We start from the raw sequence: 21,152 nt of genomic DNA on the forward strand, positions 1-21,152 counted from the left end.
TATCGGTTTCCCGGGAGGCCGACCAACGGGACCCGCGGACTCTCAGCCGCCCATCCCGGTAATTGCCAGGCTCCGGCTGATCCCGTCCAGAGGGTGCGGAATGTCGGCGGTCCGGGGCTGGGATGCCGGAAACGGCAATGTTTCCACGTGGCTCAGGTCCCATGCCATGTTGGCGCTCAGGCTGATTCCCCGGGGACCTGTGCGCCTGGTGGTGCCGCGGATCAGCAGCAGCCTGGTCCCGAACAACAGGAGCCCCGCCTGTTCCTGGGCTTCGTGGAAGAACACCGAGTCAATGCAGCCGGTGCCGTCATCGATACTGATGAACACCACCCGGCGACCGCCACGCATGGGCGGGGTCTGGGTGGCGATCCGTACCCCTGCCACCAGCACCTCGGTGCCGTTGCGCAGGCCAAGCAGTTTGTCCGCGGTGGTGACCCCGAGCCGGTCCAGCATGGGCCGGTGGCTGTCCATCAGGTGTCCGCTGACGTCAATGGCCATCAAATCCAGCTCCGCCCGGACGTTTTCCACCAGGGTAGGCGCCGGCAGTCCTGGCTTGACGTTTCGGAGTTCCACATCCCCCAGCGGGAAGGACAACTGGCCCTCCATGACCTCGGGGACTTTCCGGGTTCCGCCTGCGGAATGAAGTTTTTGCAGATGCTGGACGAGGTCTGCGCGGTTGGCCACGCCGCCGGAATCCCGGTGCAGCGAATCAAAGGCACCGAGCTGGGCGAGCCTTTTGATGCTCGGCTTGCTTAGCCTGGACCGGGCCCTCAGGTCAGCCAAAGAGTCGTAGGGCTGTCCGGCGACAATACGTTTGAGTTCGGCCCCCGAGAGCCCATAGATGCCGTTGAGGCTTAGCCTGATCCCCAGCTTGCCGGTATCCGGCCCGGCCATGACCCGCTCAACCCTGTACTCGGAGTTGCTGCGGTTGATGTCCAGCGGAAGGATGGGAATTCCCAGCCTTCGGGCTTCCGCCACCAGCAGCCGTTTGGGGTACATGCCGGGATCGTGTTCCCACAATCCGGCCAGGAAAGCCTCGGGATGGTGGGTTTTGAGCCAGGCCGACTGGTAGGTGGGCACGGCAAAAGCGGCTCCGTGGGCTTTGCAGAAGCCGAAGCTGCCAAACGCCTTGAGGGTGCCCCAGACCTTATCCACCACTTCGGGGGTATAGCCCTTTGCCTTGGCTTCCTTCCGGAAGAATTCTTCAACTTTCAGTTCGAGGACTTCATTGCCCAGCGCCCGGCGGAACTCATCCGCCTGTGCCAGCCCGCATCCTGTCATGACATCGAATGTTTTGAGGATCTGTTCATGGAAGACAGTGACCCCATGGGTTTCCTGCAGCACCGGTTTCAGGTCAGGGTGCGGATAGACCTCCGGAGCGAAGCCGTGCCGGTGCTCCAGGAAGGGCCGCACCATGTCAGATTTCATCGGTCCCGGCCGGAACAGGGAGATGTCGATGATGAGGTCATTGAACTCCCGCGGTGCCATCTTGCCGATCAGTTCGCGCTGGCCGGGTGACTCGATCTGGAAACAGCCAAGCGTGTGGGTGCTGCGGATCAGTTCGTAGGTCGGTTCATCATCAAGCGGCACAGCATTGAGATTGATCAGGCCATTCCCGGCGATGTAATCCGGCCCGGTCCCGTCTGGGCCGGTGGGATGGCTGCCTGCTGCAACAACTTCGGCTTTGGAGGGATGGATCCTGATCACTTCCCGGACGGCAAAGGCCATGGCACTTTGCATCCTGACCCCCAGGACATCGAGCTTGAGCATGCCCATGGGATCCATGTCGTGTTTGTCGAACTGGCTCATGGGCAGCCCCAGTCCGCTGGGCTGGACGGGGGTGCGGTCAAGGAGCGTGGCATCCCCCAGGATCACTCCGCAGGGGTGCATGGAAATATGGCGGGGAAGCCGGTCCAGCCGCTCCGTCAGGTCCACCAGAAGATCAAGCTGCTGGTTTTCGGCAAAGTCCCTTTGCTCCACCCTGCCGGCGAACTCCCGGAGTTCAGGCTTCTCCACCAGGGCCTCACGGAACTTCCGGGCCGAGAACCGCCACAGCTGCTTGGCGATCTCCCCAACATCGCCCTCGTCCATGCCCAATGCCATTCCGGCATCCCGGACCGCACCGCGGGCACGGTACCCGTTCTGCATACTCATCAGGGTGACCCGTTCAGCACCGAACCGGTCAAAAATCCTTCGGTAGACGTTGTGCCGTTCTGCGCTTTCAACATCGATATCAATGTCCGGCAGGGTGGCACGGTCCCGGGACAGGAACCGCTCAAAGATCAGGTCATGCTGCAGGGGGTTAACGTGACTGACCTCGATCAGGTAATTGACCAGGCTGGAGGCTCCGGAACCACGGGCGGCCGCCCTGACTCCCATGTCCTGGATCATCCGGGACACTTCAGCCACGGTGAGGAAGTAGGAGGAGAATCCAAGGTTCCGGATAATGCCAAGCTCGTGGTCAAGCCGGTGTCGCATCTCTTCCCTGGCTGAGCCTGATATGCCGGGGAAGCGGTGGCCGATGCCGGCCTCGCAGCGCTGCACCAGTTCAAGATGCGGGTCCTGGCTGATGCCGATCACTGAAGCCTCAGGGACCACCGGCTGTTTCCACCCCATGTCCGTCACCGGATCGATCCGGCAGAAATCGGCGAGCGCCTCGGTTTGAGCCATCAGCTGTTTCAGGTCAGCAGATCCATACCCGGCGGCATGGATGATTTCCTTGCCCAGCTGAAGCATCTGCCCTGCCGATTTCAGCCAGCCCTGTCCATTGGGCTGGAGCAGGGGTTCGGCTGCAAGTTCCGGCAGGGACTTGAGCGTCCGGGCGGAATCGAGCACGTCCGCTGTGGCAGCACCGTCCTCGGCACAGTAACGGACAGCATTGGTCAGCACCGCAGGAACGCCGTGTTCTTCCGCCAGTTTCAGCATGCGCACCGCATGGGAGGTACTCAGGGGCGCTCCGGGAGCACTGAGCTGGGAGACGACTTCGGCAATCAGCGTTCCAGCAGGCATGGCCTCGACCCAGCGCTTGAAAAGTGTGCGCGGCAGCAGGTAACGCCTGCCGCCCATGGCCCGGCCGACGTCGGAATCCGGGCCTATCAGGACGGTCAGTACCGGCTTGAGGGTTTTCGGGTCAAGCGTACGTGAGGCAAGTTCGACACGGGTGACGGCCACCGGCACAGCTCCCCCGGCTTTGCCGGACGTGCGGGCGTGGGCATCGGACACCAACCTGCACAAGGCGCGGTAGCCTGCCCCGTTGTTCTGGCCACGGGCGAGCACCACCACCCTGCCGGCGAGCTGGGTGCGGTGGTCGCCGTCGTCGTCGAAGACCGCAAGATCCACGCCCACAACAGGATCAATGCCGGCAGCCATACAGGCCTTGAGGTGTTTTATGGTGCCGTAAAGGCCGTCCCGGTCTGTGCAGGCGAGCGCAGTTGCCCCATCAGCGGCGGCCGCCTGAGCCAGTTCGTCAGGCCAGGAAACCCCATAGTGGGCGCTGAAGGCGGTGGATACGTGGAGGTGCGTGAAGGTCATGCTGTTTTGGGCTGGAGGGCGTCGTGGATCCGCAGGAGCCTCCAGCGGCCGCTGCCGATATGACGTGTCAGGTCCAGGGTGAGCGGTTGCCCGCCATCCCCCGGTCCGCCGTCCCCGGTAACGCCGGTCCGGGTATCATCCCGGACCTGGACACGCCAGATCTCGTGATCAACCAGCCCTGGCCCGCTGCCGAGGGGTGCGCGGCTTTCTTCAGCCCACCACTGACGGCGTTCATACCACCGCGAAGGCTCGGCGCACACCATGTAGTGCCGCCCTGCCCACCGGAGTTCCAGCGGCTGGCCGGCAGGCGTGCAGAGGACATCCACGGACTCGCTGAACATACCCATGGGTGCCTCCCGAAACCGAAAATACAGACCTTCACACTGAATTGTTCGAATACATATTCGAATAAATCCAGTCTACGCCGGTGCCATGACAAAACCTAGACGGGGGTGGACGGACGGCCAGCAGGGGGGCAGGATTGTGCCATGAGCTCCCATGACGCACTCCTCAAGCACGTAAGCATCAAAGCCCAGGACAACACGCTCGTGGCCAACTTTGATATCGACGGCAACATACCGGGGGCAGGTGCGTACGTTGTGGGACTGGTGGCATCGAGCCCTGACCATTCATCACAAAGACGGCTGGGTATCGAATTCCTGAACGGGGAGGCCATCGCCTTCTACTCGTTCTGCCACGACCAGACCACCGAGGAAAATTACGAGCTTTCCGGAGTGACCCATTCGGGCAACACCATCACGGGAAACTTTCCCATGGCAGCCATTCAAGGCCTGGGCAAAGGGCACTACATGACGGCGTTCAGCGAGGCCGACGGCCGCGATTTCCAGGGGGGCTTCCCGGTCGAGGAAGCACTGTAAAGAGACCGGCTTTTAGCTGGTCTCTTTGTGTACCTTCATTTCCAGTTCGATAAAGCCCGAAATCATGGCCCTGTAGGTGGATTCCACGATGTCCGGATCGATGTCCTTCTTTTCGGCAGCGTTCCGTACGTGCTCGATCACCCGTTCCACCCGGCCGGGGGCACGGACTTCCGCGTCGTCGCCCTTCAGGGTGCCGGCGATCCGGATCAGCCGTTCACGCCGCGCTATCAGGGTGACGATCTGGTCGTCCACTTCATCCACCGCAATACGCACGGCAGCAAGCTGCTCCTTGTCGGCCAGAGCGTCCCGATCGTTTCCTTGTATTGTCGCCATCATCTGACAGTATCGAAGCATGCAGCCCAGAGTCGACTTCATCTCACTAGGTGTCCGCAGCGTTGAGGCCTCCCGCAGGTTCTATGCGGAAGGCCTCGGCTGGCCCATCCACCGCGAAATTCCCGGGGACGTGGTGTTCATCCAGGTCAACCACGGCCTGATACTTTCCCTGTGGGATGCCAGGCAGATGCAGGCCGAGGCCGGGGTGGACGCCCCCGGCGCTGTCCCGTGCATCACCCTCAGCCACAATCTGGCCAGCCACGAGGAAGTGGACCAGGTCCTGGCCGACGCCGCAGCTGCCGGCGCCGCCATTATCGCGGAGCCCGTCACGCAGCCCTGGGGAGGCTACAGCGGCTATTTCGCCGATCCGGACGGCTTCCGGTGGGAGATTGCGTACAACCCCACCTGGGCAGTGGACGACGACGGCGAAGTCACCGTTTAGGGGCATCCCGCGTTAGAAGAGTGCTTCCACCGGCCGGATGAGTTCCGGGGAATTGTTGCGGACGTTTCCCACCTCCCGGCCTACGGAATCCACGTGCCAGTCCGCGGCAACGTCCTTCACATGGGCCCGGACCAGGTCCACGAGAAACGCGGCGTCGTCGATCTGCGGGTCGATCCAGGACTCCATCGTGGCCCGGTCCATAGGCAGCGGCACACGGTCATGCAGGGCTGTGAGCTTGCCGAAGACGGTCGATTCAGCGCCCGGCGGCGGAGTGTCTGCGGTCAGGATGGACGTGGAGAGGAGCCACCGTCCGGGATCGTCCTCTGACCTGGACGGGTCCTTCCACCATTCGTACAGGCCGGCGAAAACCAGGCCGCTCCCCTTGCCGGGGTGGACATAGTAGGGCTGCTTGGCTTTGCCCGTGCCTTGCTTCCACTCGTAATAGCCGTCCGCCGGAACGGCGCAGCGGCGGGACTGGATGGCCTTGCGGAACGCCGGCTTGTCCAGCACCGTCTCGCTCCGGGCGTTGATCATCCTGGCGCCAATGCCGGGATCCTTGGCCCAGGACGGGACCAGGCCCCACCGGGCCACATGCAGCTGCCGCACAGTCGTATCGTCCATCAGGCGCTCCAGCACAATGGGTACATCGTCCGTGGGTGCCACATTCCAGGACGGCGGCAGCTCCACATCCTCTTCCAGCTGCGCGTCGAACTCCGCCAGCAGATCCCCCACGGCGCGTGCCATCACATAGCGTCCACACATGGCTTCAGCATGCCATTAGTGCAGTGCACTGTCATCCGGAGCCACCCGGACCGGGGAATACCCCGCTGCGGGTTACCGTTGACAGGAACGAACCCCCTCAACGAATCCAGGAGAGCTCCGTGGACTTTACCCCCGAGAACGGCACCATCACCATGTTTTCCACCACCTGGTGCGGCTACTGCAACCGGCTGAAGAAGCAGCTGGACGCACAGGGCATCGGCTACACGGAGATCAACATCGAAGAGGTGGAGGGCACGGCCGAGCTCGTGGAGCAGCTTAACGGCGGCAACCAGACCGTCCCCACCGTGCTCTTCCCGGACGGCACAGCCGCCACCAACCCTTCCCTGGCAGAGGTCAAGAGCCGCCTCGCGGCCTAGCTCTCCCCAGCACATGTGGTAGACAGAACGGGACCAACATCCGTGTTGGTCCCGTTCTGTCTATCTGCATTAAGGGAGCCTTCCGTGGTCCATAAAGTCAAAGGTGTTGTAGCCCGTTCCAAGGGCGCCCCGGTCACTCTGGAGACCATCCTGGTCCCGGATCCCGGCCCGGGTGAGGCGCTGGTGGACATCCTCACGTCCGGCGTCTGCCACACCGACCTGCACTACAAACTCGGCGGCATCAGTGATGATTTCCCGTTCCTGCTCGGCCATGAGGCCACCGGAGTGGTCAACGCCGTCGGCCCCGACGTCACGAACGTCGTCCCGGGTGACCGCGTGGTGCTGAACTGGCGGGCCGTTTGCGGCAACTGCCGTGCGTGCAACCGCGGCGAGGCCCAGTACTGCTTCAACACGCACAATGCCACCCAGAAAATGACGCTTGAGGACGGCACTGAGCTGTCCGCGGCCCTGGGAATCGGCGCCTTCACCGAAAAGACGCTCGTGGCCGCCGGCCAGTGCACCAAAGTGGATCCCGACGCCGATGCTGCCGCGATCGGGCTGCTCGGCTGCGGCGTGATGGCCGGCCTGGGTGCCGCCATCAACACCGGCGGGGTCAAGCGTGGCGACACGGTGGCCGTCATCGGCTGCGGCGGCGTGGGCGTGGCTGCCATCGCCGGCGCTGCGCTCGCGGGCGCAACCACCATCATCGCGGTGGACATCGACGCGAAAAAGCTGGAACGGGCCGGGGAACTTGGCGCCACCCATACGGTGGACTCCTCTGAGCACGACCCCGTGGAGAAAATCCGCGAACTCACCGGCGGCTTCGGCGCAGACGTGGTGATTGACGCCGTCGGCCGTCCCGAAACGTACAAGCAGGCGTTCTACGCCCGCGACCTCGCCGGCACCGTCGTGCTGGTGGGCGTCCCCACGCCGGAGATGACCCTCGAACTCCCCCTGCTTGACGTGTTCGGCCGCGGCGGATCGCTGAAGTCCTCCTGGTACGGCGACTGCCTGCCGTCGAGGGATTTCCCCATGCTCATCAGCCTCTACAAGCAAGGCAAGCTGGACCTGGACGCGTTCGTCACTGAACGGATCAGCATCGACCAGGTGGAGGAAGCCTTCGAGAAGATGCACTCCGGTTCCGTCCTGCGTTCGGTGGTGGAACTGTGAGCCTCCGGATCGACCGCCTGGTCACCTCCGGGACATTCTCGCTCGACGGCGGCACGTGGGACGTGGACAACAACGTCTGGATCGTGGGCAACGACGAGGAATGCGTGGTCATCGATCCCGCACATGATGCCAAGGCCGTTGCCGCCGCAGTGGGTGGCCGGACCCTGAAGGCCATCCTGCTGACGCACGGCCACGACGACCACATCCGGTCAGTGGGTGCCTTCCGGAACCTCGTCCAGGCTCCGATCCACCTTCACCAGGCTGACTGGATGCTCTGGCACAGTGTGTATCCCGAGGTGGATCCCGACGTCGAAATCAGCCACGGCGACGTGTTCGAAGTTGCCGGCGCCAAGCTCAAGGCCCTGCACACCCCCGGGCACTCGCCGGGTTCGGTGTCCTTCCACCTGGCGGACGGGCCCGACGGCGGAGGCACCGTTTTCAGCGGGGACACGCTGTTCAAGGGCGGTCCCGGAGCCACGGGCAGGTCCTACAGCGACTTCCCCACGATCATCGATTCAATCCGGACCTGGCTGCTGCCCCTTCCGGCCGAAACCGTGGTCCGCACGGGCCACGGCGACACCACCACCATCGGCGCGGAAGCTCCGCACCTGGAGGAATGGATCGCCCGGGGCCACTGACAGCCCGCCCGCCAGCGGCGCGGGCTACGCCTCCCCGCCGGCCAGACCGGCGTAGCTGCTGAACTCAGCGTTCCGGAGGGAGGTGTGGCCCGCGTAAGCGGCGATAACCGCGTCCTCGAGGTCGTGGACTGTCAGCCCGGGCACGAGGTCGTTCGCCGCACCGGCGGTGGCCGGATCCCACTCCAGGCCCAGGGCCGCGTAGCTTTCGGTGAGGACCCTGCGGATGGGTGCTGAATTTTCAACCACAATGACGGAGCTGAAGAGCCAGCCGCCGCTCACCACCCGCTGCGCCGTTCCCACGAGTTTGACCGGGTGGGAGGGATCACCGGGGTTGCTGCCGTGGACGCTGTACTCCCCCGGGCAGTACTCCCCCGGGATTTCGCCGACCGCGGCCTGCACGCCAACACCCCGCAGCGCCCCGGCCAGAAGCTCGCCGAAAAAACCGAACCTGAGTTTCGACCCGGCGATCGCATCCGTGTCGGGCTCCACGTGATCCACCACCAGAGTGCCCTGATGGTAGGCGGCAGCACGCCCGCCGGCCTTCCGCACCAGTGGTTCAAAACCGAGGTCCCGGCACGCCTGGGCGGCTGCCGCGAAGCCGGGGAGGCGGGTGTCCCGCTGGCCAAAGGCGACGGTGGGAACGGGACGGTACAGCCTTAAGGTGGGACCGATCTTGCCGGTCTTCGCCTGGCTCAGCAGCTCAAGCCCGAATTCCAGGTCACGTGCCGCTCCCAGCGAACGGTCCTGCCGCACGACGGTGAGCGCGCGGGGTCCCGCCTGGCCCTGCTGCATCTTGCTAAGCTCCCTCATGGTCATATTGCAATTCCTCGTTGTCGCCGCTGCGTTCGCGGCCATTGACGCCGTCTGGCTCAAGGTCATGAACCCGTTCTACCGGAGCCACATCGGTGACCTGCTGGCAGACAAGCCCCATTTAGGGTACGCCGTGGCCTTCTATGTCATATACATTGCGGGGATTGTCTTCTTTGCGCTGCGGCCGGCGCTCGACGGCGGCAGCTGGCTGACCGCCGTCGGCTATGGGGCGGCGCTGGGCGCCTTCGCCTACGCGACCTATGACCTGACGAACGCCGCCACGCTCAAGACCTGGCCGCTGCAGCTCATCGTCGTGGACATGCTGTGGGGCGCGGCCCTGACTGGACTGTCAACCCTTGCCGGGTGGCTGGTCTTCCGCAGCACCTGACACACAGCGGCAGATTAGCCCGGCACGGCAGTCCAGGTGGATAGACTCAGGAACTGGTTCCACCCGCCAATCCTCAGGAGAGGTCATCCACTGATACGAGTCATTAGCTACAATCTCCGGAATCACCAGGCCAGCGGGGAACTGGTCGATCTGGCCCAGGATTTCCAGGCAGACGCACTCTGCCTGCAGGAATGCGATACAACCCGGCTGCCGGACACGGTGGGGCCGCTGCATCTTGCGGACGCCACCAAGGGCAACCGCCTGGGCCTGGCCATCTACTACCGGCGCGACCGGTTCACGGCCTACGAAACCAAGACCTTCGCGCTGAAGAAGTCCCTGCACGACATGGTGCTGGCGCCCGCGCACGAGCGTCTGATCGGCACGCGGGTGCGGGACAACGAGACCGACCACGAACTTGTGATCTCCTCCTTCCATGCTTCCCCGCTGACGGCCACCAACTCGCTGCGGCGCAACCAGATCCATGCTGCCCACGCCGAACTGCTGGGCATGGGAACGGGCCTGATGACGCTGATGGTCGGGGACTTCAACTACCCGCTCTTCACCAAAAACCTCACCGAACACCTCAAGAATTCCGGCTATGAGCTCTCCCTCAGCAACCGCAGGACCTACACGCGGTACAAGGTCTTCAAGGGCCACTTTGATTTCGCCACGTCGCTGGGACTGGACATCGAGAACGTCGAAACCCTGCCCCGCGGCGCTTCGGACCACCTCCCTATCCTGGTAACCGCCGAATACGGCCAGGAGTCCACGCCGGCCAATGGCCGGCCGGCACCCTGACCACACCTACTCCGGAGGCCCGGATTGCGCAGCGACTGGATCGATAAGGCTGTCCCGGCGATAGGCGTGGCGCGCACGTACCGGCGCTCCTGGCTGAAGTCCGATCTCGCTGCTGGCGCCGCACTGAGCGCGGCGCTGATTCCCGCCGGGATGGCCTACGCGGAAGCGTCCGGGCTCCCTGCCGTGACGGGCCTCTACGCCTCGGTGGTCCCCATGTTCTTCTACGCCCTGTTCGGTCCGGCCCGGGTGGTCATTGTGGGCCCGGACTCGTCGCTGGCGCCGATGATTGCCGCGGCAATACTTCCCCTGGCCGGCCGGGACCCCGAACACGCAGTGGCGTTGGCCGGGCTGCTGGCCATCCTGATCGGGGTGTTCCTGCTTGCCGGGCGGATCCTGAAGCTGGGATTCGTCACGGGACTGCTGTCCAGTCCGATCCGGGTGGGGTACCTGAACGGCATTGCCCTGACCGTGATGGTGAGCCAGCTTCCCCGGCTGCTGGGAATTTCCGTCGACGCCGATTCTTTGGTTGGGCGTTTCACAGCCACCGTCGATGCGGTCGCACGCGGCGGGATCAACCCCGTGGCCCTGGCCTTCGGGGCCGGCACCCTGGGGGCAATAATCGCCATGCGTTTTCTGCCATGGAAGATCCCGGGCGTGCTGGTGGCCGTGGCGGCATCCATCGCGGCTGCGGCCGCATTCAACCTGTCCGGCGAACTTCCGGTGGTGGGCGCCCTGCCCGCCGGTCTGCCATCGCCTGCCCTGGGCGGAATAAGCTTCCAGGACGTCCTGTCGCTTGCGGCCCCGGCAGCGGGCATTGCCCTCATCGCCTTTGCCGACACCTCGACGCTTTCCAAGAGCCTCGCCGCGCGCCGCGGGATCAAGGTCAACGGGAACCACGAAATGGGGGCCCTGGGGATTGCCAACGCCGCCAGCGGACTGCTGGGTGGATTTCCCGTCTGCGGCAGCTCCTCCCGTACCCCCATCGTTCTCGATGCCGGGGCCCGGACCCAGTTCAGCGGCATCGTGGCCGCGGCCATCGTGGTGGTTTTCATGGTGGCGGCGCCCGGCGTGACAGCCTTCCTGCCCACTGCCACCCTTGCCGCGGTGGTGATGGCGGCTGCGTCGTCGCTGGTGGACGTCAAAGCGCTCTTCCGGTTGATCAGGATGAGCAAGACCGAGACCCTCCTGCTGATCGCCGCCTTCCTCGGTGTGGCATTTGTCGGGGTCCTGGAGGGCATCGTCGTGGCAATCGGCCTGTCACTGATGGCCTTTGTCCGCCGGGCCTGGGATCCCTACCGGACCGAGCTGGCGAGCCTGGACGATGTCCCGGGTTTCCACGACCTTGGCAGGCATCCGGAGGGCCAACGGGTTGAAGGCCTTGTCATCGCCCGCTTTGATGCGCCGCTGTTTTTTGCCAACGGCGAGGTCTTCACCGAACACATCCGCGCCCTGGTGGCCGCCGCCCCGACGCCGGTGCGGTGGGTCATTGTCGCCGCCGAACCGATTACGGATCTGGACACCACGGCGCTGGACGAGCTCGTCCAGCTCGACGACGAACTGGCGAAGCAGGGCATCAGCCTGGTCTTCGCTGAAATGAAGGGGCCCGTCAAGGACAGGCTGACCCGTTTTGGGGCCGCCGCACGGTTCACGGCCGACCACTTCTACCCGACCATCCACAACGCGGTCCGCAGCTACAAAAAGGAAGCGGGCCTCGACTAGGAGCCGCCAGCATCACGACCTGCCCAGTGTCAGGAGCCGCCAGCATCAGGACCTGCCCAGTGTCAGGATCTCCGGAGTGTCAGGATCTGTTCGGCACGCCCGAAGGGGCCCTGCAGGTCGTGCAGGACGGTGGAGGTCAACCCGATGCCGTCAGCACCGAACGACACCGCATTGTCCAGGCCCAGCCATTCGCCCGCCGGCCGGCGGTACATGTGGATCTGCAGGTCCAGGTTGGGAAACGCGTAGCTGTCTTTTCCGGGTGGGACCCGGGCCGCGATGCCGTTGGCGGTGTCCACCAGGCCAATGAGCCGGGCAAGGTCACCGCTGTCCGCCTTGTCCGTCAGGGGGTGACCGGTGCGCAGCCATACCTTGCCGGCCCCGGGCCTGTGGCCGTCGGCCGCGCGCATCTCGAGGGACCGGATGTAGCCGCCCGGCCACACGCTTGGGCCGTCGTAGGGCTGGCATTCTTCGGGCGCGGGTATGGCTGCGTCCTCGATGGCGGCCACTGCCGAGGTATCACTGGTGACCATTCGCCATGCGGTGGCCCGGATGGCGACCCTGGTGCCGGCAATAAGTTCTGCCTGCAGGAGCTCGATGGTCCTGCCCGGGCGGAGGGTGGTGGTCTCGATATGAAACTCTCCGCCGGGGATCAGCCCCAGGATTTCGTAGCTCAGCCGAGCCATCCGCATGCCGGTGCGGGGTTCATGGCGTTCGAGGCTGTCGGCAAGCAATCCTGACGCGGGTGCCATGTGCTGCTCGTGGACGTTCCAGGCGCCCTGAGCGTGGACAGTGGACCGGAAGCGGCCTCCCCCCAGGGTTTCGTAGTAGAAGTTACCGTCGGCCAGTTCCGGCAGATCCTTGGTCAAAATGGGCCCTTCCTGTGGTACCGGGTGAATGAGGATTAACTGTACCGGTGCGGCCGGGGCTTAGGCGGAAGCCGCGAAATGCGGGCGCAGGGGAACTCGGCCTAGGTAGACTCAATCCTGGTCCTGTCAGCAACCCTCTGAAGAGGTGTTCCACGAATGCGCGTCATCAGCTACAACCTTCGCAAGCACAAGGCGAGCGGCGAGCTTCTCGCGCTTGCCCGGAATTTCGACATTGACGCACTCTGCCTGCAGGAGGTGGATTCGAGCGACCTGCCGGCAACCCTTGGCCCGCTGCACCTTGCGGACACCACCAAGGGCAACCGGCTGGGACTCGCCATTTACTACCGGACCAGCCGGTTTACCGCCTTGGACACCCAGTCCTTCGCCCTGAAGAAATCAATGCACGACAGGGTGCTGGCGCCGGCCCACGAACGGCTGATCGGCACCCGGGTGGTAGACAACGAAACCCAGCACGAACTGGTGATCGGCTCCTTCCACGCCGCGCCGCTCACCGCTTCGAACTCGCTGCGGCGCAAGCAGATCCACGCCGCCCACGCCGAACTGCTCAGCATGGGAAGTGGCCTGATGACGCTGATGGTGGGCGACTTCAATTATCCGTTCTTCACCAAGAACCTTCACACCCAGATGAAGGAAACGGGATACGCGCTGTCCCTCAGTGACCGCCGCACCTACACCCGTTACAAACTCTTCAAGGGCCACTTCGACTTCGCCACGTCCCTGGGCCTGGACATCGAGAGCGTGGAAACCCTGCCGCGCGGCAAGTCCGACCACCTGCCGATTCTGGTCAGCGCCGAATACGGCCAGGACTACTGACGGAGCGCTGCGGCACGTTCCAGCATCCGCGGCCGGAGCCCGGGCCAGGACTTCGCGAAACCGGGATGGAGTTCCTTGCGCTGCACCTCTGTCACCGGAACCCAGCTGAGTTCAAGGCTTTCGGGGTCGCTGATCACGGGGTCAAACGGCCTGGCCACGTGCACCACAACAGTGGTGTAGGACCAGTAGCCGACGTCCAGAACGGCGCTGAACAGGACGTTGACATCCGCGGCTGGAACCGCGGCTTCCTCATAGGCTTCACGGAGGGCGCCCGTGACGGCGTCCTCGCCCTGGTGCAGGGCTCCGCCCGGAAGCCCCCAGGTCCCCCCGTTGTGGCTCCAGAGAGCCCGGTGCTGAAGGAGGACGCCCTTGGCCGGGTCATAGGCCAGGACTCCGGCGGCGCCGAACCTCCCCCAAAACCTGCCGTGGGCACCTTCCACCCACGCGTCACCGGGATCACGCGGACCGGTCAGCGGGGGCCTTGAGCGGGCGTTCGCACCCGTAAACGTGGCAGCCAGGGAATGATCCATGACTCCAGTCTGACAGGTACCCTCCCCTGACGCAGCGGACTGCCGCGCGCCGGCCGCCTAGCTCCCGTGCCCGCGCTCGACGGCGAAGTCGCCGCCGGGGTACATCACGGTTTCGTGGCCGTCGTCAAAGCGGACCAAGTACGGCGGGTGGCCTCCCTGTCCCCTGACTTCCATAATCACCCCGTGCCGGTCCGAGGCCCCTACGGTCCGCCCATGGACGATGATCCTGTCACCCTGCGCTGCCTCCATGGCAATCACCTCCCAGCCCTAGGTTACGACTGACAGCACAGCTGGAACAGAGGTGACCGGCATCGATTGGTGCCGGGGTTGGCAGGTGCCCTCCTCATTGCCTAGGGTGGGACCCTAAGCATGCTTAGCTTTCTTGGTTCGGGCGAACCGCCTGCCCGTTTCAGCTCGCAGTCAACAGGAGGAACACCATGACGGATCAGTACACCTTCCGGAACCCCGTGACGGCCTATGAGAAGATATCGCCTCCGGAGCAGCACCAGCCAGAGCCTGGCCTGGATGCGGAGCTTGGGCCCAAAGCTGACCTGGGCGAGGAAACCTACCGCGGAACCGGCCGCCTTGAGGGCCGAAAGGCCATCGTGACCGGTGCGGACTCCGGGATCGGGGCTGCGACGGCAATCGCGTTCGCCCGGGAGGGATCCGACGTCGTACTCTCCTACCTGCCGGAGGAGGAAGAGGATGCAGCGCGCATTGCAGCGCTGATCGAGGCGGCGGGCCGGAAAGCCGTCAAAGTTCCCGGCGACCTGAAGGATGAAGTGGCGTGCCAGGAACTGGTGGACACCGCCGTCGCCGTTCTGGGCGCCGTGGACATCCTGGTCAACAACGCCGGCAAGCAGGTGGCGCAGGAGACCATTGCGGACATCACCGATGAACAGTTCGACCACACACTGAAGACCAATGTTTACGCGATGTTCTGGCTCACCAAGGCCGCACTTCCGCATCTGCCGCCGGGGTCAGCCATCATCAACACCACGTCCATCCAGGCCTATAACCATTCTCCCGCACTGGTGGACTATGCCACCACCAAGGCGGCCATCAACAACTTCACCAAAGGCCTGGCCCAGCAGCTTGCGCCCCAGGGCATCCGGGTGAATGCTGTGGCTCCCGGACCCGTTTGGACGCCGCTTCAGGTAAGCAGTGGCCAGCCGAAGGAAGACCTGCCCGGGTTCGGGCAGTCCACTCCCCTGGGCCGCGCCGGCCAGCCTGCCGAGCTCGCCCCGGCCTACGTGTTCCTCGCCTCCGCCGAGTCCAGTTACGTGGTGGGCGAGACGCTGAACGTGAACGGCGGCACACCCTCGCCCTAGGTTCGGCAGGGCAACAAAAGACCGACGGCGGCGGCATGCTCCAGCAGCGGGGCGCACCGCTGCCGTTGTTTAGCGGCCCGCGTCAGTCACGGTCCCCAGCGAGCAGCGCATCGGTGGCCGGATCAGGCTCGCCGTCGAAAAACTGCGCCAGCACAGTCTTGAAGACAGTCTCACCGGGCGCGGCGCGAAGGAACAATGTCATCGAGGAGTGCAGCTTCCTGGCATCGATGCCGCCCAGGATATCCGTAGCGGAACGGCCGGCGTGGGTGGCGATCGCTGCCGCGCACTCCAGGAGCCGCGGCCCAAGGACCTCGTGCTTGAGGTAGGCCTGCGCTTCCGGCAGCGAGGCAATGGCGTACCTGACCGACGTCGGGCTGCTGCCCAGCCCGGCGTACTGGGGAAAGATGAACCACATCCAGTGGCCCGTCTTCTTTCCGAGCTGCAGCTCTGCCAGCGCCTGGCCGTAGGTCCCCGAGTTGTCCTGGGCTTCAACAAAGCGTTCCAGGTCGTAGGTATCACTCATGTATGTCTCCTGCTTTAAAGCGGTTCGGGCTGTATTTTGTTCGGTTCGGGCTGACCTAGGCGGTCCCCGCGGTGATCCCGGTTGTCAATGACGCGGCGTGGCTGACCCGCCCGTCCGGGTCCTGGCTCCACCGGCCGATGACCGTCTCCGCGCGCTGCCGGTCCCTTCCCTTCAGTGCGGCCAACAGCGGGAGGACAACGTCCGCAATGAGCGGGGCCACCAGATCATCCGCGTGGGCGGTGCGGATGAAACCCTCGACCCGCGTCAGATCAGTATGCCGCAGCAGGACAGCCCGCGACTGCAAGAGCACCACTGCCGCCAGGCGGCGTTCAAAAACCGGCCGTCGGCCGGGGCCTGGCTGGCCCCAAAGGACCGAAGCCAGGGCCGTCACTTCGTCGTGGTCCAGGTCCCTGAACTTCCGGCCTGCATCCCGGACTGTCCCGCGGATGGCTCCCACCGAAGCCCCGTAGGACGACAGCGCCGCGCCGACCCTTGATTCGACGTTGTCGGCCCGGTACCACGAACCCTCGTTCTGCAGCGTGGCGTCGATGAAAGCGGCGGCATCCTGCACCCTCTGGTTCATGGCTTACCGTCCGTGACGCCCGGTGGCGGCATGGTTGATGCAGAACGGCGTCCAGGGCCGGGCCTCAAGGCGCCCCTCGGCGATGGGCCGGCCGCAGACCGCGCACGTGCCGTACGTTCCTTCCAGGATCCGCTGGAGGGCGGCCTCCACGTCGGCGAGCCCGGAGGTGCTTTGGTTCAGCAGTGCCGATGCCTGGGACAGTTCGAAAGCGATCGTGGCGCCCTCGGGGTCGTGCTCGTCGTCCACATTGGAATCCTGCCGGGCGGCATTGGCTGAGGAAATGTCTGCGCGCAGCGCCGGCAGCAGGGCAAGCTTCCGGGCACGTTCTTCCTCCAGGAGAACCCGGAACTTTTCGAAGTCAGCCATGGGGAAAGCCTAGCCGGGCCATGCACAACCGGCTCGGCAGTCGCGCCTGAACGGCAGACACCAACTGCCGGGACTGTGGGTCCGGACAGGTCAGTACCAGTTGTTGGCAACGGAGTGGTTCCAGGCACCGCACGGTGACCCGTACCTGTCCGCGATATAGGCGAGGCCCCACTCCACCTGCGTCCTGTAGCTGGTGAGCCAGTCGCTCCCTGCAGAGCTGTATTTTCCCGGTGGCAAAGCCTGGGCTATGCCGTAAGCGCCCGAATAGGGATTGGTGGCCGTGGTCAGCCAATTGGATTCCTTGGTCCACAGCTGGGCCAGGCACTGGAACTGGTCCTGACCCCACCCGAACGCCGAAAGCCGCCCGGACGCATAGCTCTTCGCCCCCGCCGGGTCGTTGACCGCGCCGCCGGGGACAGAAGGTACGACGACGACCGGTGGCGGGGCCGGCGTCGGGCCCGGGACTGGTGCCGGTGCGGCCGCCGGTGGTGCGGCGGGTGCGGCGGCCGGCGGCGCGGCAGGTGCCGCGGGTGGCGGGTTCACCGGTTTCTGCGCGGCAGCAAGGGCCGCTGCCTTGGCAGCCGCCTCTTCCTGCCGGCGTGCCTGCTCTGCAGCCGCCGCGCGCTTGGCGGCCTGGGCCGTTTCGTAGGCGGCCTGGGCGGCCTGACCCTGCCTGAATTCCCCTTCCACCGCGGCGGTGGTGCCCTTGAGGGATGCAAGCTGTGCAGTGAGCTCCCCGCCATGCTCCTGTTGCTCGGTAATCTGGCGGGACATGGCCTGCTGAGCCGCCTGGGCGGTTTCCAGCTTGCCCTTCGCTTCGGCCGACAGCCGCTCACGCTCCGCCCTTGCCACCTTCTCCTGGTCGGTCAGCGAATGGGACACCCGTTCGGCCGCCGCGGCCTTGCTCACCAGTGCGGCTGTTTTGTCACTGACGATCTGGACGATGTTGAGGCCTTGGATGCTGTTGGTCTGCACGGCATCCAGGGCTACGAAGAAGCCCATATTGGTGCCGCCGGTCTTGTACGACTGGGCAGCCAATGCTCCGATCTCCCTCTTGTGCTGTTCCAGGTCAGCGGTTGCGCGCGCCGTCCGGGCGGCGAGGGTATCCAGCCTGGCGGTAGCGTCCCGAAGGGCCGCATCGGCAACCGCGTACTCGGCGGCAGAGGTAACCGCGGCGCTTCCCAGCTCTTCAGCCCGCGCCTGGAGTCCGCCCAAAAGGTCGTTGATCCTGGTGACCTCTGCGGCTTTGCCGGCCTCACTTTGCCTGGCATCCTGAACGTCCTGCCATGACGGGTAGCCGCCCGGGGGCGCGTCGTCACCGGCGTGTGCGGGGAGCATCGATAACGAGGCGGCAAAGGCCATCGCCAGAGCAGCGGCAGAGACAGACGGCCCCACTTTTTGAAAAAAACGCGACATAGTTTGTGAGCCTACCGGGCATATACGCCATTGCGCCCCTGACCTGCAACATCGTTACCGTCAGGTGTTCACGCAGGAGCAAAAGCGAGGCACCGCTACCGCTTACATTCCGTTACCGGAATGTGACATTGCCGCAGAACAGAAGTTATGGTCGTCCGGTGCCCCGGTTTAAGCCGGGACATTCCCGTCAGTATGCCGAGCCCTGCCGCTGACCCGGGACCCCAGCCGCATTCAACTGGCAGGGACGGGGGAACCACATTTCCACGGCTTCGCAGGAAGTCTTGGGGTTAAGTCGTCAACACTCCGTCCCGTGCGGAGGCGTTGCCGGCCGGGTGACTCCGACCCGAACCCGACAGCTCACCCCGCAGGCATGGGAGAGGCGATCAACCATGTCAAAGAACACAGCTTCCGCACGCCACCGCGCCGTTCCAGCCCGCTCCATTGTGCTTACTGGCCTGTCCTCAGCAGCCAAGGCGCACGCCCGCACCATCGGCAGGCCGGCCCTTGTGGCCGTGGCCGCCTCAGGCATGCTTTTCAGTGCCGGCACTGCTGCCCAGGCCGGTGTCCATGGCCCGGAAAACTCCGGAACCGCCAACATCCAGGGACAGGCCAGCGCGCCGGCGGCTGCCCCGGTAGCCGCCCCGGTTGCCGCTGCTGCCCCCGCTGCAGCGGGCAACGTCCACACCGTCGTTTCGGGTGACACGCTCGGTGCCATTTCGGCCGCCTACGGCGTTGCCCTCGGAGACGTCCTGGCCGCCAACGGCCTGTCGATGGACTCGATCATCTACCCCGGCAACCAGATCAGCATCCCGGGCGCCGGCTACGCTGCTCCGGCTCCCAGGGCTGCTGCGGCCCCTGCAGCGCCGACCAACACCGGGGTCCGGTTGGCTTCCACAACGGCCCAGGCGGCGCCGGCTCCTTCCGGCGCCGCCGGCCCGGCGATCCTGGCATCCGCCTACTCCCAGCTGGGAATCCAGCAGGACTGCACCGCAATGGTGGAGAAGGCTTTGCGCTCGGTCGGCAAGAGTGTGGGGGACCTGGCGCCCGTCCAGTTCTTCCAGTACGGCAGCGTGGTGGGTACCCCGGCCGCCGGTGACCTCGTTATCACTGCCGGCCACGTGGGCGTCTATGCCGGCAACGGCCAGGTTGTCAGCGGCGGCGTGGACGGTTACAAGACCGAAGTCCACTCCATCAGCTGGCTTACGGGAGCATCTTTCGTCCGCGTAGGGTGATCCCGGCTGGAACGGACGGCGGCGGGCCGCCTCAAGCAACCCGCCGCCGTCGTCCGTCCATTCAATGCTCAGGTCCCGCAGAAGGTCCGGTAGCTCCCGAAGTCATCCGGGGCGGGGGCCGCATAGCGTTCCTGGCCCGGCCGCTCCGTGTAAGGATCGGCCAGCACATCCACCAGACGGTTGAACGGGCCCAGGTCGCCGGCTGTAGCCGCGGCAAGGGCCTCCTCAACAAGATGGTTCCGCGGGATGTACACGGGGTTGACCCGGTCCATGGCCTCCGCATCAGGCATCAGGGCCCGCCAGCGTTCAGCCCATGCTTCGAACGCCTCCGGATCCACGAAGAGGGCCCGGACCGTTGCCGTGGCTCCGCCGGCTGCTGAGCCGAGGCCGCGGAAAAACGAGGTGTAGTCCACTTCCCCTTGCTGCAGCAGAGCCAGCAGGTCGTCCGCCAGCGGCGCCGCGATATCCTCGGTTGCTCCCGCCCCCAGCCCGAGCTTGGCCTTCATCCCGGACAACCACGCGGCGCTGTACTGCGTGCGGAAGGCACCGAGGGACTCCACGGCGAGCGCAACAGCCTGCTCCTGGTCCTCATGGAGCAGGGGCAGCAACGCCTCGGCGAGCCTGGTGAGATTCCATTCGGCGATGAGAGGCTGGTTGGCGTAGGCATAGCGTCCGCCCTCATCGATCGAACTGTAGACGGCGCCCGGGTTGAACGCGTCCATGAACGCGCAGGGGCCGTAGTCGATGGTTTCGCCTGAGATTGCCATGTTGTCCGTATTCATCACGCCGTGAACGAACCCCACCAGCATCCACCGGGCAACCAGCGACGCCTGGGCCGCTATCACCGCATCGAAAAACGCCACATATGGTTGCGGGGCCGCCGCCGCGGCAGGGTAATGGCGGCTGATCGCATGGTCCGCCAGGCGGCGGAGGAGCTCAGTGTCTCCGTTGACCCTGGCAAACTGAAAACTCCCCACCCGCAGGTGGCTGTCCGCGACCCGGGTGAGCACAGCGCCGGGCAGCATTGTTTCGCGGCGGACCGGCTGTCCGGTCCCTACGACCGCGAGGGACCGTGTGGTGGGGATGCCCATCGCGTGCATGGATTCACTGACGAGGTACTCCCGCAGCATCGGACCGACGACGGCGAAGCCATCCCCGGCACGGGCAAACGGTGTGCGGCCGGAGCCTTTGAGATGGACATCGCGGAGCCGCCCGTTGACGTCCGTGACCTCCCCGAGGAGCAGGGCCCGTCCGTCACCCAGAATCGGCGAATAGCCGCCGAACTGGTGGCCGGCGTAGGCCTGGGCAACCGGCGTGGCACCTTTAGGGATCAGGTTGCCGATCAGCAGGCGTATCCCTTCGGGCGTCCGCAGATCAGCCGGATTCAGGCCCAGTTCCAAGGCCATTCCCTCATTCAGGGCCAGCAGTTGCGGGTCCGGGGCCTCCGCCGCCTTCCAGGGAACCGCCAGCTCCTCGAACTCACTGGCGAAGCGGCCCTCGAAGGTGAGCGTGGTTTCGGCTACGGCTCTCATGGTTCAAGACTACCCGCGGGACATTCACCCACTGAGGCGAATCAGGCAGGCAACCCCGGTTGCCGTTCTTCCCGCGACAGCGATGTGCAGCCA

General features: G+C 65.1%; 24 protein-coding genes and 1 riboswitch. Of the genes, 11 read left to right on the forward strand and 13 right to left on the reverse strand.

The features are described from left to right. Positions 1-42: 42 nt before the first annotated feature. Together ACS5PJ_RS01995 and ACS5PJ_RS02000 are read right to left on the reverse strand one after the other, a co-directional pair. Positions 43-3,531 carry a DNA polymerase III subunit alpha gene (locus ACS5PJ_RS01995; RefSeq protein ID WP_439433246.1) on the reverse strand — a complete coding sequence of 1,163 codons (3,489 nt, stop codon included), beginning with the start codon at positions 3,529-3,531 and terminating at the stop codon, positions 43-45. Further along, positions 3,528-3,878 carry a DUF6504 family protein gene (locus ACS5PJ_RS02000; protein WP_439433247.1) on the reverse strand — a complete coding sequence of 117 codons (351 nt, stop codon included), beginning with the start codon at positions 3,876-3,878 and terminating at the stop codon, positions 3,528-3,530. Before ACS5PJ_RS02000 ends, ACS5PJ_RS01995 begins: the two co-directional genes overlap by 4 nt. Before the next feature lie 141 nt (positions 3,879-4,019). Here ACS5PJ_RS02000 and ACS5PJ_RS02005 point away from each other — a divergent pair, with 141 nt between their 5' ends. Continuing rightward, complete coding sequence (locus ACS5PJ_RS02005; protein WP_439433248.1) at positions 4,020-4,409, forward strand: hypothetical protein; 390 nt, start codon at positions 4,020-4,022, stop codon at positions 4,407-4,409. Positions 4,410-4,421: 12 nt separating this feature from the next. Here the strand turns inward: ACS5PJ_RS02005 and ACS5PJ_RS02010 are convergent, their stop codons facing one another. After that, complete coding sequence (locus ACS5PJ_RS02010) at positions 4,422-4,745, reverse strand: chorismate mutase (protein WP_439433249.1); 324 nt, start codon at positions 4,743-4,745, stop codon at positions 4,422-4,424. Between the two features lie 16 nt (positions 4,746-4,761). Between ACS5PJ_RS02010 and ACS5PJ_RS02015 the strand changes: the two genes are divergently transcribed. Further along, positions 4,762-5,184 carry a VOC family protein gene (locus ACS5PJ_RS02015; RefSeq protein WP_439433250.1) on the forward strand — a complete coding sequence of 141 codons (423 nt, stop codon included), beginning with the start codon at positions 4,762-4,764 and terminating at the stop codon, positions 5,182-5,184. Positions 5,185-5,196: 12 nt separating this feature from the next. Here ACS5PJ_RS02015 and ACS5PJ_RS02020 read toward each other — a convergent pair whose 3' ends face one another. Beyond that, entirely contained in the window at positions 5,197-5,946 is a 750-nt protein-coding gene (locus ACS5PJ_RS02020; RefSeq protein WP_439433251.1) for an SOS response-associated peptidase, read from the reverse strand. Between the two features lie 119 nt (positions 5,947-6,065). On the opposite strand from ACS5PJ_RS02020, the gene ACS5PJ_RS02025 reads away from it, so the two are divergent. From ACS5PJ_RS02025 to ACS5PJ_RS02035, 3 genes are all read left to right on the forward strand, one after another. Further along, on the forward strand, positions 6,066-6,323 hold the full coding sequence (locus ACS5PJ_RS02025; RefSeq protein ID WP_108599279.1) for a mycoredoxin: 258 nt from the start codon (positions 6,066-6,068) through the stop codon (positions 6,321-6,323). An 84-nt stretch (positions 6,324-6,407) separates the two neighbouring features. Then, positions 6,408-7,493, forward strand: coding sequence for an S-(hydroxymethyl)mycothiol dehydrogenase (locus ACS5PJ_RS02030; protein WP_439433252.1), 1,086 nt, complete (start codon positions 6,408-6,410; stop codon positions 7,491-7,493). Beyond that, positions 7,490-8,131, forward strand: a complete 642-nt coding sequence (locus ACS5PJ_RS02035) for an MBL fold metallo-hydrolase (RefSeq protein WP_439433253.1) — start codon at positions 7,490-7,492, stop codon at positions 8,129-8,131. The genes ACS5PJ_RS02030 and ACS5PJ_RS02035 overlap by 4 nt, the downstream gene beginning before the upstream one ends. A gap of 24 nt (positions 8,132-8,155) precedes the next feature. Here ACS5PJ_RS02035 and ACS5PJ_RS02040 read toward each other — a convergent pair whose 3' ends face one another. Beyond that, positions 8,156-8,923 carry a lipoate--protein ligase family protein gene (locus ACS5PJ_RS02040; protein WP_439433555.1) on the reverse strand — a complete coding sequence of 256 codons (768 nt, stop codon included), beginning with the start codon at positions 8,921-8,923 and terminating at the stop codon, positions 8,156-8,158. A 16-nt stretch (positions 8,924-8,939) separates the two neighbouring features. On the opposite strand from ACS5PJ_RS02040, the gene ACS5PJ_RS02045 reads away from it, so the two are divergent. The 3 genes from ACS5PJ_RS02045 to ACS5PJ_RS02055 all read left to right on the forward strand — a co-directional run bounded on the left by ACS5PJ_RS02045 (position 8,940) and on the right by ACS5PJ_RS02055 (position 11,846). Next, positions 8,940-9,329, forward strand: a complete 390-nt coding sequence (locus ACS5PJ_RS02045) for a DUF2177 family protein (RefSeq protein WP_439433254.1) — start codon at positions 8,940-8,942, stop codon at positions 9,327-9,329. A 93-nt stretch (positions 9,330-9,422) separates the two neighbouring features. Next, positions 9,423-10,127, forward strand: coding sequence for an endonuclease/exonuclease/phosphatase family protein (locus tag ACS5PJ_RS02050; RefSeq protein WP_439433556.1), 705 nt, complete (start codon positions 9,423-9,425; stop codon positions 10,125-10,127). Between the two features lie 24 nt (positions 10,128-10,151). Then, on the forward strand, positions 10,152-11,846 hold the full coding sequence (locus ACS5PJ_RS02055; protein ID WP_439433255.1) for a SulP family inorganic anion transporter: 1,695 nt from the start codon (positions 10,152-10,154) through the stop codon (positions 11,844-11,846). Between the two features lie 62 nt (positions 11,847-11,908). Here ACS5PJ_RS02055 and ACS5PJ_RS02060 read toward each other — a convergent pair whose 3' ends face one another. Beyond that, positions 11,909-12,712, reverse strand: coding sequence for a thioesterase family protein (locus tag ACS5PJ_RS02060; protein WP_439433256.1), 804 nt, complete (start codon positions 12,710-12,712; stop codon positions 11,909-11,911). Between the two features lie 156 nt (positions 12,713-12,868). On the opposite strand from ACS5PJ_RS02060, the gene ACS5PJ_RS02065 reads away from it, so the two are divergent. Then, positions 12,869-13,546: an endonuclease/exonuclease/phosphatase family protein gene (locus ACS5PJ_RS02065; protein WP_439433257.1), complete on the forward strand. Its 678-nt coding sequence runs from the start codon at positions 12,869-12,871 to the stop codon at positions 13,544-13,546. Here ACS5PJ_RS02065 and ACS5PJ_RS02070 read toward each other — a convergent pair. Both ACS5PJ_RS02070 and ACS5PJ_RS02075 read right to left on the reverse strand, forming a co-directional pair. After that, positions 13,540-14,076, reverse strand: coding sequence for an NUDIX domain-containing protein (locus ACS5PJ_RS02070; RefSeq protein ID WP_439433258.1), 537 nt, complete (start codon positions 14,074-14,076; stop codon positions 13,540-13,542). The genes ACS5PJ_RS02065 and ACS5PJ_RS02070 overlap by 7 nt on opposite strands. 57 nt (positions 14,077-14,133) lie before the next feature. Continuing rightward, a complete protein-coding gene (locus ACS5PJ_RS02075; protein WP_439433259.1) occupies positions 14,134-14,325 on the reverse strand; it encodes a DUF1918 domain-containing protein in 192 nt (63 codons plus the stop codon). A gap of 188 nt (positions 14,326-14,513) precedes the next feature. Between ACS5PJ_RS02075 and ACS5PJ_RS02080 the strand changes: the two genes are divergently transcribed. Beyond that, a complete protein-coding gene (locus ACS5PJ_RS02080) occupies positions 14,514-15,407 on the forward strand; it encodes a glucose 1-dehydrogenase (RefSeq protein ID WP_439433260.1) in 894 nt (297 codons plus the stop codon). A gap of 82 nt (positions 15,408-15,489) precedes the next feature. Here the strand turns inward: ACS5PJ_RS02080 and ACS5PJ_RS02085 are convergent, their stop codons facing one another. The 4 genes from ACS5PJ_RS02085 to ACS5PJ_RS02100 form a co-directional block, all read right to left on the reverse strand. Continuing rightward, positions 15,490-15,930 (reverse strand): DUF1810 domain-containing protein, encoded by a 441-nt coding sequence (locus tag ACS5PJ_RS02085; protein ID WP_439433261.1) that lies wholly within the window; start codon positions 15,928-15,930, stop codon positions 15,490-15,492. A 55-nt stretch (positions 15,931-15,985) separates the two neighbouring features. Further along, positions 15,986-16,513: a DNA alkylation repair protein gene (locus ACS5PJ_RS02090; RefSeq protein WP_439433262.1), complete on the reverse strand. Its 528-nt coding sequence runs from the start codon at positions 16,511-16,513 to the stop codon at positions 15,986-15,988. A 3-nt stretch (positions 16,514-16,516) separates the two neighbouring features. Beyond that, on the reverse strand, positions 16,517-16,879 hold the full coding sequence (locus tag ACS5PJ_RS02095) for a TraR/DksA family transcriptional regulator (RefSeq protein WP_439433263.1): 363 nt from the start codon (positions 16,877-16,879) through the stop codon (positions 16,517-16,519). A gap of 90 nt (positions 16,880-16,969) precedes the next feature. Beyond that, the gene (locus tag ACS5PJ_RS02100) at positions 16,970-18,295 is read right to left on the reverse strand and encodes an aggregation-promoting factor C-terminal-like domain-containing protein (protein WP_439433264.1); all 1,326 of its coding nucleotides are present in this window, start codon (positions 18,293-18,295) and stop codon (positions 16,970-16,972) included. Positions 18,296-18,508: 213 nt separating this feature from the next. Then, a riboswitch (cyclic di-AMP (ydaO/yuaA leader) is annotated at positions 18,509-18,681 on the forward strand. Positions 18,682-18,684: 3 nt separating this feature from the next. On the opposite strand from ACS5PJ_RS02100, the gene ACS5PJ_RS02105 reads away from it, so the two are divergent. Next, positions 18,685-19,527: a LysM peptidoglycan-binding domain-containing protein gene (locus ACS5PJ_RS02105; protein WP_439433265.1), complete on the forward strand. Its 843-nt coding sequence runs from the start codon at positions 18,685-18,687 to the stop codon at positions 19,525-19,527. A gap of 68 nt (positions 19,528-19,595) precedes the next feature. On the opposite strand, the gene ACS5PJ_RS02110 is transcribed toward ACS5PJ_RS02105, so the two are convergent. Then, positions 19,596-21,059 (reverse strand): protein adenylyltransferase SelO, encoded by a 1,464-nt coding sequence (locus tag ACS5PJ_RS02110; protein ID WP_439433266.1) that lies wholly within the window; start codon positions 21,057-21,059, stop codon positions 19,596-19,598. Positions 21,060-21,152: the final 93 nt, after the last annotated feature.

Origin of the sequence: Pseudarthrobacter cremeus (genome assembly GCF_051857465.1) — a bacterium.
In the GTDB taxonomy this organism is placed as follows: domain Bacteria; phylum Actinomycetota; class Actinomycetes; order Actinomycetales; family Micrococcaceae; genus Arthrobacter.

What these genes read in the sequence shown, in the direction of transcription:
- ACS5PJ_RS01995 (WP_439433246.1), bottom strand. Translation starts at nt 3,531, where the DNA reads ATGACCTTCACGCACCTCCACGTATCCACCGCCTTCAGCGCCCACTAT.
- ACS5PJ_RS02000 (WP_439433247.1), bottom strand. Translation starts at nt 3,878, where the DNA reads ATGGGTATGTTCAGCGAGTCCGTGGATGTCCTCTGCACGCCTGCCGGC.
- ACS5PJ_RS02005 (WP_439433248.1), top strand. Translation starts at nt 4,020, where the DNA reads ATGAGCTCCCATGACGCACTCCTCAAGCACGTAAGCATCAAAGCCCAG.
- ACS5PJ_RS02010 (WP_439433249.1), bottom strand. Translation starts at nt 4,745, where the DNA reads ATGATGGCGACAATACAAGGAAACGATCGGGACGCTCTGGCCGACAAG.
- ACS5PJ_RS02015 (WP_439433250.1), top strand. Translation starts at nt 4,762, where the DNA reads ATGCAGCCCAGAGTCGACTTCATCTCACTAGGTGTCCGCAGCGTTGAG.
- ACS5PJ_RS02020 (WP_439433251.1), bottom strand. Translation starts at nt 5,946, where the DNA reads ATGTGTGGACGCTATGTGATGGCACGCGCCGTGGGGGATCTGCTGGCG.
- ACS5PJ_RS02040 (WP_439433555.1), bottom strand. Translation starts at nt 8,923, where the DNA reads ATGCAGCAGGGCCAGGCGGGACCCCGCGCGCTCACCGTCGTGCGGCAG.
- ACS5PJ_RS02045 (WP_439433254.1), top strand. Translation starts at nt 8,940, where the DNA reads ATGGTCATATTGCAATTCCTCGTTGTCGCCGCTGCGTTCGCGGCCATT.
- ACS5PJ_RS02065 (WP_439433257.1), top strand. Translation starts at nt 12,869, where the DNA reads ATGCGCGTCATCAGCTACAACCTTCGCAAGCACAAGGCGAGCGGCGAG.
- ACS5PJ_RS02070 (WP_439433258.1), bottom strand. Translation starts at nt 14,076, where the DNA reads ATGGATCATTCCCTGGCTGCCACGTTTACGGGTGCGAACGCCCGCTCA.
- ACS5PJ_RS02075 (WP_439433259.1), bottom strand. Translation starts at nt 14,325, where the DNA reads ATGGAGGCAGCGCAGGGTGACAGGATCATCGTCCATGGGCGGACCGTA.
- ACS5PJ_RS02080 (WP_439433260.1), top strand. Translation starts at nt 14,514, where the DNA reads ATGACGGATCAGTACACCTTCCGGAACCCCGTGACGGCCTATGAGAAG.
- ACS5PJ_RS02085 (WP_439433261.1), bottom strand. Translation starts at nt 15,930, where the DNA reads ATGAGTGATACCTACGACCTGGAACGCTTTGTTGAAGCCCAGGACAAC.
- ACS5PJ_RS02090 (WP_439433262.1), bottom strand. Translation starts at nt 16,513, where the DNA reads ATGAACCAGAGGGTGCAGGATGCCGCCGCTTTCATCGACGCCACGCTG.
- ACS5PJ_RS02095 (WP_439433263.1), bottom strand. Translation starts at nt 16,879, where the DNA reads ATGGCTGACTTCGAAAAGTTCCGGGTTCTCCTGGAGGAAGAACGTGCC.
- ACS5PJ_RS02100 (WP_439433264.1), bottom strand. Translation starts at nt 18,295, where the DNA reads ATGTCGCGTTTTTTTCAAAAAGTGGGGCCGTCTGTCTCTGCCGCTGCT.
- ACS5PJ_RS02105 (WP_439433265.1), top strand. Translation starts at nt 18,685, where the DNA reads ATGTCAAAGAACACAGCTTCCGCACGCCACCGCGCCGTTCCAGCCCGC.
- ACS5PJ_RS02110 (WP_439433266.1), bottom strand. Translation starts at nt 21,059, where the DNA reads ATGAGAGCCGTAGCCGAAACCACGCTCACCTTCGAGGGCCGCTTCGCC.